At 63.0% G+C, this 11,329-nt stretch carries 9 protein-coding genes; 1 reads left to right on the plus strand and 8 read right to left on the minus strand.

Annotated elements, in window-relative coordinates:
* Positions 1-48 precede the first annotated feature (48 nt).
* Positions 49-588, plus strand: coding sequence for a hypothetical protein (locus tag Q1V57_RS12805; protein ID WP_300531527.1), 540 nt, complete (start codon positions 49-51; stop codon positions 586-588).
* Here the strand turns inward: Q1V57_RS12805 and ligA are convergent.
* From ligA to Q1V57_RS12845, 8 genes are all read right to left on the minus strand, one after another.
* Positions 585-2,693 carry an NAD-dependent DNA ligase LigA gene (ligA, locus tag Q1V57_RS12810; protein ID WP_300531530.1) on the minus strand — a complete coding sequence of 703 codons (2,109 nt, stop codon included), beginning with the start codon at positions 2,691-2,693 and terminating at the stop codon, positions 585-587. The genes Q1V57_RS12805 and ligA overlap by 4 nt on opposite strands.
* 32 nt (positions 2,694-2,725) lie before the next feature.
* Complete coding sequence (gene recN, locus Q1V57_RS12815) at positions 2,726-4,423, minus strand: DNA repair protein RecN (protein WP_300531532.1); 1,698 nt, start codon at positions 4,421-4,423, stop codon at positions 2,726-2,728.
* Positions 4,424-4,445: 22 nt separating this feature from the next.
* Entirely contained in the window at positions 4,446-5,276 is an 831-nt protein-coding gene (locus tag Q1V57_RS12820; protein ID WP_300531535.1) for an outer membrane protein assembly factor BamD, read from the minus strand.
* 118 nt (positions 5,277-5,394) lie between these two features.
* The gene (gene lpxC / locus Q1V57_RS12825) at positions 5,395-6,294 is read right to left on the minus strand and encodes a UDP-3-O-acyl-N-acetylglucosamine deacetylase (protein ID WP_300531537.1); all 900 of its coding nucleotides are present in this window, start codon (positions 6,292-6,294) and stop codon (positions 5,395-5,397) included.
* A 124-nt stretch (positions 6,295-6,418) separates the two neighbouring features.
* Entirely contained in the window at positions 6,419-8,047 is a 1,629-nt protein-coding gene (gene ftsZ, locus Q1V57_RS12830; RefSeq protein ID WP_300531540.1) for a cell division protein FtsZ, read from the minus strand.
* 142 nt (positions 8,048-8,189) lie between these two features.
* On the minus strand, positions 8,190-9,521 hold the full coding sequence (gene ftsA / locus Q1V57_RS12835; RefSeq protein ID WP_300531543.1) for a cell division protein FtsA: 1,332 nt from the start codon (positions 9,519-9,521) through the stop codon (positions 8,190-8,192).
* Positions 9,518-10,261: a cell division protein FtsQ/DivIB gene (locus Q1V57_RS12840; protein ID WP_300531545.1), complete on the minus strand. Its 744-nt coding sequence runs from the start codon at positions 10,259-10,261 to the stop codon at positions 9,518-9,520. The genes ftsA and Q1V57_RS12840 overlap by 4 nt, the downstream gene beginning before the upstream one ends.
* A gap of 152 nt (positions 10,262-10,413) precedes the next feature.
* Entirely contained in the window at positions 10,414-11,328 is a 915-nt protein-coding gene (locus Q1V57_RS12845; RefSeq protein ID WP_300531547.1) for a D-alanine--D-alanine ligase, read from the minus strand.
* Position 11,329 lies beyond the last annotated feature (1 nt).

Below are 11,329 nucleotides of genomic sequence, written 5' to 3' on the forward strand. Positions count from 1 at the left end.
CGGCACGCGAACTCCCTAGACTCGAGTCAACGACAGGGGGAATTTGTTATGTTCAAAAGCGTTCGTGTCGCTCTGATCATCGCCTTCGCCACGGCCCTGGCCGGGTGTTTTTATTCCTTTGAGCCGCTGATCACGGCGGAGAACAGCGTCCGTCCCATTCCGCCCGGCAGCTATCGCGCCTATTCGGTCGACGAGCTGGGTGAAGCAACCGATGACGACAACTGGGCCGGCGAGGTCGTCTACAAGAGCGGCCGCCTGCACTCGGACACCGGAGACATGCCACTGCAGGACGCCATCTTCCACGAAATGTCGCCGGACCTCTTCATTGCGGTCTCCGATGATGTCGATGAGGGCGATGAGCGGATTTACGTGATCGTCTTCCGTTATCCGGGCAATCGGCTCTTCGCCCACTTCCCGCAGTGTGACGACCTCTCCCTTGAGGCTCTGGAGGCCACCGGGCTGGAGCGCGACAGCCGCGGCAATTGCGGTGTATCCAGCCTGGACCAGCTGGAACAGGCCCTCACCTTCTATCTGGAAGAAAACGAGGGCTATGTCCTGGATGGTGCCGTTCTGGAGCCCGCCGACTAGCCCTCGCCGATAAGTTTGAACCAGTCATCCTCGCTGAGAGTTTCAACACCCAGATCGGCGGCTTTCTTGGCCTTGGAACCTGCTCCGGGTCCGGCGACGAGATAATCGGTTTTCTTCGAGACTGATCCGGCGACCTTGGCACCGAGTGATTGCGCCTTGGCCTTGGCTTCATCCCGGGTCATGCGTTCCAGCGTGCCGGTAAACACAACCGTCTTGCCCGCAACCGGGCTGTCGCTGGCGACCGTTTCGGCGTTCTGGATGTCGAGTTCGGATGCGAGGGCATCGAGCATGTCGCGATTATGCGGCTCGGAGAAATACTGTTCGAGCGCCTCCACCGCCGCCGGACCGAGACCATCAATGTCCAACATCTCGGCGCGAACGGTCTCATCGCTCAAGGTCTCTGAGGCTGATTTGAACGCCGTCCAGCTCGTATAGGTCCGCGCCAGCAGAGCCGCGGTATTTTCTCCGACATGGCGAATACCCAGCGCGTTGATCACCCGCGCCAAGGCGATGGCCCGCCGCTCGTCAATGGCATTGAAGAGATTGGCCGCACTGGTCTCGCCCCATCCTTCGCGCTCCTGGATCGGCGGAATAATCTCATCGGCATCATTTCGCCTGCGAAGCGTAAAGATGTCGGCGGGCTGCCGCACCAGTCCTTCGGTATGGAAGGCTTCGATCTGCTTGGTCCCCATGCCCTCGATATCGAAAGCCTTGCGCGAAACGAAATGCTTCAGGCGTTCGATCAGCTGGGCCGCGCAGATCAGCCCGCCGGTACAGCGCCGAACCGCATCCAGCTTGCCGCTTTTTTCATCGTGCTCGCGCACCGCCTGGCTGTCGCAGACCGGACAACGGGTAGGAAACTGAAACGGCTCCGCTCGTCCGGGGCGGTCGGGATCGGTGACCCGTACAATCTGCGGAATGACATCACCAGCACGCTGGACAACCACCGTATCGCCGACCCGCACATCCTTGCGGGCGATCTCGTCTTCATTGTGCAGGGTGGCGTTGGACACGACTACGCCGCCGACGGTGACCGGTTTAAGGCGAGCAACCGGCGTCAGCGACCCCGTACGACCGACCTGAATATCGATCCCCTCAAGCAGGGTTGTGGCCTGTTCGGCGGGAAATTTATGGGCGATTGCCCAGCGCGGCGCCCGGGCGACGAAGCCGAGACGTTCCTGCCAGTCCAGCCGGTCGGCCTTGTAGACCACGCCGTCAATGTCATAGCCGAGGGCGGCCCGCTTGGCTTCAATATCGCGATAGACCGCGAGGACGTCATCAAGGGTTTGGCATCGCTGCATCAGCGGATTGGTCGGAAAACCCAGCGCCTTGAAGCGCTCCACCGCATCATACTGCGTCGTGGCCAGGGGCGCGCTGACCTCACCCCAGGCATAGGCAAAGAACCGCAAAGGACGCCTCGCCGTCACGGCCGGATCGATCTGGCGCAATGAACCCGCAGCGGCATTGCGCGGGTTCTTGTATTCCGGCTTGCCCGCTTCAACCTGCCGGCTGTTGAGAAGCGCGAAATCCTCATGAGACATATAAACTTCGCCGCGCACCTCGAGCACATCAGGCCAGCTGCTGCCCGGCAGGTTCTCCGGAATATCATCGAGCGTGAGCAGGTTGCGGGTCACGTCCTCGCCGGACGCACCATCGCCGCGAGTGGCGCCGGATACCAGCCGCCCCTTTTCATACCGAAGGCTGGCGGACAGGCCATCAATCTTCGGCTCTGCCGTGATCACGACCGGCTCATCATCGCCGAGCCCGAGGAAACGCCGGATCCGGGCGATGAAATCGGCCACATCCTCATCATTGAAGGCATTGCCCAGGGAAAGCATGGGGACGGCGTGTTTGATCTCGCCGAACTTGCCGGAGGGAGCAGAACCGACGCGCTGGGTCGGGCTCAACAGGTCAACCAGCTCAGGATAGCGCGATTCGATCGCCTCCAGACGCTGACGCAGACGGTCATAGGCCGCGTCTGAGATCTTCGGCGCGTCATTCTGGTAGTAATGCTTGTCGTGGGTGGCGATTTCCCTGGCCAGTCGCGCGTGTTCATCGCGCGCTTCAGCCGCGTTCAGATCGTCAACATCCTTGAGTGCGCTCATAATCCGTCCCGCTGAATCAGTGCGCAGACAGTCTAGGCCTCAACCGCCATCAGTGCATCCGCCTGGGCCCGTGCCGCGTCAGTAATATCAGCACCGGAGAGCATGCGGGCGATTTCCTCACGCCGCGCCTCACCGGTCAGCTGCACCAGGGTGGTGCGGAGGCTGCCCTGCCCGTCATCCTGCTTCTCGATCTTCCAATGATGATCCGCCAGCGCGGCGACCTGAGGCGAATGCGTGACGACCAGCGTCTGTCCTTGTCGCGCCAGGCGTTTCAGGCGGCGGCCAACGGCATCGGCGACCGCGCCGCCAACACCCTGGTCAACTTCATCAAAGACCAGAACCCGGCCCTGATCCTCGCCCGCCAGAACGACTTTCAATGCCAGGCCGAAACGCGACAGCTCGCCCCCCGAAGCGATCTTGTCCAAGGGACCAAAGGGGGCACCTGGATTGGTCGACACCTCAAAGGCCACATGATCACGACCGTTCGGCCCAGCCCGATCGGCGTCGGCCTGCACCGCGACCTGGAACCGCGCCTTGTCCATTTTCAGCGGCGGCAGCTCACCGGCGACCGCTTCAGCGAGACGCTCACCGGCGGCGCGGCGGCTCACGGTCAGTGCTTCGGCCGCATCGTCATAACGGGCCCGGGCCGCACTGACGGCTTTTTCCGCCTCAGCGATCTGGTCGCCGGCCTGATCGATAGCCTCCAGCTTGGCCGCGATCGCGGCTTGAATGTCCGACAGATCGTCCGGCTGAACATCATGTTTACGGGCCGCCCCGCGGATCGCGAAAAGACGCTCCTCGACAGCTTCAAGCCGGCCGGGCTCGACATCGAAGGCCTGTGCCGCGTCAGCCAGCGCCTCGCCGGCTTCACCAAACTCGATCAACGCCCGGTCGATGGCGCCGGAGGCCCGCTCCAGAGCCGCGCCAGCATCGCCACCGCCGGCCCCGATCTGGTCGCGCACACGGTCGAGACCCCGCAGGGCCGCGTTCAACCGGGTTTCCAGCCCGCCGCCATCGCTGGACAGGGCAGACTGGGCGTCCTGCAAATCCCCGAGCGCGCGTTCCGCGCCCTGCAGGAACTGACGCTCCTCGGCCAAGGCGCCCTCCTCGCCGGGCTTGGGAGCGAGGCGGTCGAGCTCTTCCAGCGCATGGTGCAGGTAATCCTGCTCACCTTCGGAAGCGTTATTGGCCGAGATCAGATCATCAAGCCGCGCCCGGGCATCCTGCAAGGCGTGCCAGCGCGTTCGGCAATCAGCTAGAAGGACGTCATGCCCGGCGAAGGCATCGAGATGGCCGCGATGGGTTTTGGGATCCATCAGGCCGCGTCCATCATGCTGGCCATGCACTTCAACGAGGGCATCGCCGAGCTGGCGCAATAGCGCGACACTGGCGGGCTGATCATTGACATGGGCCCGCGACCGCCCGTCTTCGCTCAGGCGGCGGCGCAGGATCAGCGCCTCGCCCGGCTCGGCTTCGATATCGGCCTCATCCAGCAAGGCCCAGGCGGGGTGGTCGGGAGCGAGGTCAAACGTGGCAACGGCGCGCGCTTCCTCCGCGCCGGAGCGCAGCTGGGCCCGCTCGGCCCGTTCGCCGGCTGCGAGGCCCAAAGCCCCCAAAAGAATGGATTTCCCCGCCCCGGTCTCACCGGTCAGCGCGCACAGGCCACTCTCAAATACCGCGTCGAGCGTGTCGATCAGGACCACATTGCGGATGGAGAGGGCGTGCAGCATTCAGCGCGGTTGCACCTCGAGTTTAGCCGAAGAGACGACGCCAAGCACGATCGAAATAGCTCGGATCTTCGTTCTCGATGACCTGGTCGAGGGTAATGCCCTCACGGGTCAGGAGATCATAGCTGTTCTGATACCATTCCGAGCCCGGGAAGTTGTGGCCGAGCACGGCGGCGACCTGACGGGCTTCACCGTCAACACCCAGCGCGACATAGCTCTCCACCAGACGGTGCAGGGCTTCCGGCACATGGCTGGTGGTGCCGTATTCCTCGATCACATTGCGGAAACGGTTGATGGCAGCGAGGTGATAATCACGGCGCAGATACCAGCGACCGACATCCATCTCCTTGCCGGCCAGATGATCGCGCGTCATGTCGATCTTGAGGCGGGCGTCGGTGGCATAACGGCTGTCCGGGAAGCGGCGGACAACCTGTTCCAGGGCTTCCATGGCCTGGGCGGTGGTCTGCTGGTCGCGACCGACATCCATGATCTGCTCGAAATAGCAGATGGCGATCAGGTAGTAGGCATAAGCCGCGCTGCGATTGCCCGGATGCAGGGAGATGAAGCGCTGCGCATCGGAGATGGCTTCCTCATACTGCTGACCCTGGTAATTGGCGAAAGCCGCCATGAGCATGGACCGGCGCGCCCATTCCGAATACGGGTGCTGACGCTCGACTTCGTCGAACTGCGCTGCCGCGAGCCGATATTGGCGGCGGTCCATGGAACGGAGGGCATCCCCATAAATCGTCTCGGCCGGGCGCTCGACATAAGCGACCTCGGCGTCCGGACCGCTGGAACAAGCGGCCAGAACGGCTGCGGCGAGAATGGGTGTGATCAGGCGCGACGAACGAAGCATCAAACACGACTCAACTGGTTGGACGCTTGGTTAAGCGCCGGTGGTCACTGCCTTGTAGCCGATCCAAGCGCGCGGCAAAAGAGTGCTGTCAGCGCTTCACCGAAAAGAAACGGGAATACTAGGAGTTGGCGAGTGCAATATCCTGCGTCGCGCCACCCCGCATGGTCACCATTTTCCAGGCAGAGGTGTCGTCCAGCAAGGCCCGCACGGCTGCGTTATTGATCGCATGGCCGGGACGGCTCGCCGAATAACGGCCCAGGATCGGTGCACCGGCGAGATAAAGATCGCCCAGGGCATCAAGTGCTTTGTGCCGTACGAATTCGTCGTCATAGCGAAGCCCTTCCGGGTTCACCACGCCGGTGTCATCGAGCACGACCGCATTATCCATCGACCCGCCACGAGCCAGGCCAGCGGCCAGGAGGGCGTCATAATCTTTCTGGAAACCGAACGTCCGCGCCCCGGCGATGTCATTGGCGAAGATATCCGGCGTCACATCAAACACGCAGGACTGACGCCCCACAGCCTGATGCTCGAAGGAGATATCGACCTCGATCATCGGCTTCAGCGCCGGCAGGAAACCGGCCCGGCGGCCTTCGGTTTCAACCATGACCGGCTTGAGTACCTGGATCGCACGGCGCGGTGCGGCATGCGCGACCAGGCCGACATTGTGGATCAGTTCCACGAAGGGGGCGGAAGACCCGTCCATGACCGGCAATTCCGGGCCGTCGATATCGATGATCGCATCGTCTACGCCGATGCCGGCCAGTGCCGCCATCAGGTGCTCGACCGTGGCCACCGAAACGCCATCACCATTGGCGATCGTCGTCCCGAGACGGATGCCGGTGACCGCATCGGCACGCGCTTCAACGCGATTATCCCGATCGGTGATATCTGAACGGATGAAGACTATGCCAGCGCCCGCAGGTGCAGGCTGCATGACCAGGCGTACACGTTCGCCGCTGTGCAGTCCCACCCCTGCACATACAACCGGTGCCGCCAATGTTTGCCGGTAAATCACAACAACTCGCCGTCGCTTTTAGTTATATATCTGCGGCACGAGCCGCCCCTCGCTAGGAGAAGACGACAAGCGGCGCGATGATACAATTAAAGCTTTGTTGCGCTTTGTTACGCGTGCGACCGAATCAGTTGGCCTGGCGGCGCAGGAAGGCCGGGATTTCCAGGTCACCCTCATCCAGACTATCGCCGAACAGATCACCGGAAGGCGCGCGAGGCGCTTGAACCGGCGGCGTTTTCTCCGCGACCGGAGCCGCTTTCGGAGCCGGCTCTGCGGGTTTACGGCGACGACCGAAGAGAGAGAAACCTCGCTTGGGCTCTTCCTCGGCTTTAGGTTCAGGTGTGATCGTCGGAGCCGGTTCGGAACGGCGCTGTTCGTAACGGGCGTTGAGCGCCTCGGCTTCACGCTGCAGGCGCGCCTGGTCGACCACGACCTGCGGCGGCGGGGTCGGCGCGGCGGCTTCCATGCGCGGCGCTTCGACTTGCGGCTGGACCAGGGACTGGCCCTGGACCTCACCCTGGGTCGGCTCTGCCGGCGGCGGGGTCAAATCTTCGGCACCGACAGCGCGGCGCAGCGGCTCTTCATGAGCCTCGGTCTCGCGCGGAGCCGGCGCTTCGGTGCGCGACTCTTGGATCATACGGCCCGGACGGTCGGTATTCATGCGCTTCCACGGCAGAATGTGGTCATTGCCGCCGGACGCCGCAGCGGTCCCGGCCGGCGAGGACTGGACGATACGCTCCGGCGCCGGGGTCACCGTGCGCTGGCGCGTGCGCGGATCAACAGCCATGGCTTCGGCCTCGATACCGGTGGCGACAACGGAGACCCGCATCGAGCCATCCATATTCTCGTCAAAGGTCGAACCGACAATAATGTTCGCATCCGGATCAACTTCGGCGCGGATTTCGTTCGCAGCCTCGTCGACCTCGTACAGGGTCATGTCGTAACCGCCGGTGATATTGATCAGAACGCCGGTAGCGCCCTTCATCGACACATCATCAAGCAGCGGGTTGGAAATCGCGGCCTGGGCGGCATCGACGGCGCGCTTCTCGCCCTCGGCTTCGCCCGTGCCCATCATCGCCTTGCCCATTTCGTTCATGACGGCACGAACATCGGCAAAATCAAGATTGATCAGGCCCGGCATGACCATCAGGTCAGTAATCCCGCGCACACCGGAATGCAGCACTTCGTCGGCCATGGAGAAGGCTTCGGCGAAGGTGGTCTTTTCCGTGGCGATGCGGAACAGGTTCTGGTTCGGAATGACGATCAGCGTATCGACATGTTCCTGAAGCTGTTCAATGCCGTTTTCGGCCAGCTTCATGCGGCGCGTCCCCTCGAAGTGGAAGGGTTTGGTGACAACGCCGACGGTCAGAATACCCAGCTCGCGTGCGGCCTGGGCCACGACCGGCGCAGCACCGGTCCCCGTACCACCGCCCATACCGGCCGTAATAAAGACCATGTGCGCACCCTGCAGGTGCTCGCGGATCTCATCGATGGAATCATGCGCCGATTGCTGACCGACTTCCGGACGCGCACCCGCTCCCAGACCTTCGGTAATCGCAGCGCCCATCTGAACGCGCTTTTCCGTGCTTGAACGCGACAGGGCCTGGGCGTCAGTATTGGCAACGACAAAGTCGACGCCTTCCAGCGCCGCCTCGATCATGTTGTTGACGGCATTACCCCCTGCGCCACCGACACCAAAGACGACGATGCGCGGCCGCAGTTCGGTCGTTTCCGGGATGGAGAGGTTGAGCGTCATGATAGACCCCGTTCACACACAAGTAAGGTTAACGAATTTCGAACTGCATCATCGCCTTCACACACTTAAGCGAGTGTTAAGCGCAATATTAAATGCAAAGAAATGAGCAGGATTTGGTCGCGCTTTTTTGCAGCACGCCCGGCTAGAAGCTTTCCGCGAACCAACGCCACATGGCAGCGGGTCCACGCGCCTCACCCTCACCGCTGCGCGCCGCGGACCGGCGAGCGCCGCCACCCAGCACAGGCGGACCGGAAATCGCTTCCGTTGCTCCGCGGGTTTCACGGCGGACAATGCCGGATACGGCCGAGAAAGCCGGACCGGCAACCGCATCACCAAGACCGGTAATACCACCCGGCCCTGCAACCCGGACCTGCTTGCCGAACACGCGGCTGGCCAACTCGGAGGCACCGGGCAATTGCGCTGCGCCGCCGGTCAGCACCATGCGGCGGCCACCGGCGTCTTCCACGCCTGCGGCTTCAAGCCGGTCGCGGATCAACTCGAACGTCTCTTCCAGCCGCGGACGGATGATGGAGTTGAGGAGGGAGCGCGGCGCTATGCCGTAGGCCGCCCCCTCCTCGCCCACCACCGACGGTACTTCGATCATCTGCTGATCGTCATCCGGGCTATCCAGGGCTGAGCCGTAGAGAATCTTCAAACGTTCCGCAGCCGCCAGCGGGGTCGACAGACCCCGCGCGACATCGGCGGTGACATGGGCACCGCCAACCGGAACAGCGTCAATGTGCAACAGCGCGCCATCGGCAAAGACCGCCGCCGTGGTTGCGCCAGCCCCCATATCGATCAGGGTAGCGCCCAGCTTGACCTCATCATCGCCCAGGGCCGACAGACCCGACGCGTAAGGGGTCGCGACCACGGCCTTGAGACCGAGATGGCAGCGCTCGACACAGGTCATAAGATTGCGCAGCGGACCGATCGCGGCAGTGATGACATGCACCTCCACGCCCAACGTCCTGCCGTACATGCCCCGCGGATCGCGGATGCCGCGATGATCATCAACCGACCAGGACAATGGAATGGCGTGCAGGAGGATACGGTCCTCGAGGGCAAATTCGGACAGCGCGCCATCAAGGAGGCGGCGCAGGACCCGGGCGTTGACCTCGCGATTGGGCAAATCGATCTCGGCCGCGATACGGGTCGAGGTCGGCTGACCGGCAGACAGGCTGACGCTGACCGCGCTCACAGCCTGACCGGCCATGCGTTCGGCCTGTTCAACAGCCGTGCGGATCGCTTCAGCGGCGGCATCCATATCCACCACGGCACCACCGCGCACACCGCGGCTCGACTGGTGCCCGACCCCGACCATACGCGGACGCGGGCCGGCAATGGTCTGATCGGTCTTGGCGATAAAGCAGGCGATCTTGGACGAGCCGACATCCAGCGCTGCATACACCGCATTGGCGGGCGCAGCTTGCGGCGTCACCGGACGACGCGACTGGAAGAAATTCAGGACATTCATGCGTCGCGCTCCCGCATCCCGGCTGCGGCAGCCCGGTCGGGCCGCGCACGGACGATCAGATCGCCCTCACCGCGCAAATCAAAACTCTCTGCAGCCAGGCGCAGCACCCCCCGCTCGGCATGCACGCGATCCAGGATCGCCAGTGCTGCGAGCACATCACCCTCGGGCAATTTGATATCGGCGCCGCTGTCGAGGCGCAGATTCCAGCGCCGCTCACTCACCCGTACAGCACCGACAACACGCTCGGCGATATGCGGGAAGCGCTCCAGCGCTTCGATAATTTCCGCGGCGGCCTCATTGGCGCCGGCCGAGACAACCAGCGGCAGGGCCGGTGGTTCCATGGCATCGGCCAGAGCGATCACCACACCATCGCGGTCAATGATCGACAGCTCGCCCTGATACTGCCAGAGCGCGTAGGCGGAGCGGGTCTCGACAACAACGGCAATACGGTTTGGCCAGAGCCTTGCGACTTGAGCCGTACGGACAATCGGCAGGGCCTCGACACGGGCCCGGATAATTTCGGGATCGACAGCAAAGATCGGCTGCCCGCCGGCCAGCTGGGTTGCTTCCACGATCTGATGGGCAATCACGCCCTGCGCGCCGGTGACATCGACACTGTCGACGGCAAAACCGATACGGGCGAGCTGGGTCTGGGCGGTGCGGGCGGCATAGTCGTTAACGGCGCCGAGCTGTCCGAACAGGGCAAGCACAACAAGGCTCACCGCGGCCAGACCGGCCAACGCGATACCGCCTAAGCGCGCGGCATTCGCCACACGGTAACGCGCACCTCGGACTTGGGCCGTAGCCCAGTTACGCAAACGCCGCGGTGCGGACACCGCGGCGGACCTGGGTTTGGTTCTACGACGGACCGACTTTTTCGGTCCACCGCGCCTCACCTTCGACACGACGCATTCTCCGCCATCCAAGCTACGAGATCTGGAAACGCGATCCCGCAGTGAAGCGCCTGTTCTGGCGCCAACGAGGTAGGAGTCATGCCCGGCTGGGTGTTAATTTCGAGTAACCATAGAGGCTGATTCGCTGATTCGTCGTAACGAAAATCAGAGCGCGTCAACCCCCGACAACCCAAGACTTTATGGGCCTTTAGCGCTAAATCCATCGCCTCGGCCGCGATTTTCTCCGGAATCGGCGCCGGTAAAATATGATCCGAACCACCCGCCGCGTACTTGGCCTCGAAGTCGTAGAATGTTGTGTTGGGGATGATCTCGGTGACGGCCAGCGGCTTGTCCTCCATCACCGCGACCGTGAGCTCGCGGCCGGGCACATAGCGCTCGACCAGGACCTCATCGCCGAGACCGTCCGCCTCCGATGCCAGATCCGCCGGCGGGCGATTGGCCCCCTCCAGAACAATATGCACCCCCACAGAGGAGCCCTGCGCGTTGGGTTTGGCGACATAGGGCGGTTTCATCGCGTGCTCGCGCGCCGCGTCAAAGCGGTTGACGATGATGCCTTCCGGACAGGGAATACCCGCGGCCCGCAAAACGTCCTTGGCCATCTGCTTGTTCATGGCCAGCGATGAGGCAAGCACGCCGGAATGGGTATAGGGCTTGCCGAAATGCTCCAGCACGCCCTGGACCAGGCCGTCCTCGCCCCACTCACCGTGCAGGGCATTGAAGACGATATCGGGGTCGGCTTCGGACAGCTGATTATAGAGGTCACGCCCAGCATCGATCTCGACCACGTCGAAACCTTTTTCGCGCAGCCCCTTGGCCACGGCGGCACCGGAAACGAGGGACACATCGCGCTCAGGCGAGAGCCCGCCCAAAAGAACGGCGATACGTTGGGTCATG

It is taken from the genome of Maricaulis sp., from assembly GCF_030149425.1.
Classification (GTDB): domain Bacteria; phylum Pseudomonadota; class Alphaproteobacteria; order Caulobacterales; family Maricaulaceae; genus Maricaulis.

Bases quoted from the DNA above. Each gene is read 5' to 3' on its own strand.
- Q1V57_RS12805 (WP_300531527.1), top strand. From the start codon at position 49: ATGTTCAAAAGCGTTCGTGTCGCTCTGATCATCGCCTTCGCCACGGCC.
- ligA (WP_300531530.1), bottom strand. From the start codon at position 2,693: ATGAGCGCACTCAAGGATGTTGACGATCTGAACGCGGCTGAAGCGCGC.
- recN (WP_300531532.1), bottom strand. From the start codon at position 4,423: ATGCTGCACGCCCTCTCCATCCGCAATGTGGTCCTGATCGACACGCTC.
- Q1V57_RS12820 (WP_300531535.1), bottom strand. From the start codon at position 5,276: ATGCTTCGTTCGTCGCGCCTGATCACACCCATTCTCGCCGCAGCCGTT.
- ftsZ (WP_300531540.1), bottom strand. From the start codon at position 8,047: ATGACGCTCAACCTCTCCATCCCGGAAACGACCGAACTGCGGCCGCGC.
- ftsA (WP_300531543.1), bottom strand. From the start codon at position 9,521: ATGAATGTCCTGAATTTCTTCCAGTCGCGTCGTCCGGTGACGCCGCAA.
- Q1V57_RS12845 (WP_300531547.1), bottom strand. From the start codon at position 11,328: ATGACCCAACGTATCGCCGTTCTTTTGGGCGGGCTCTCGCCTGAGCGC.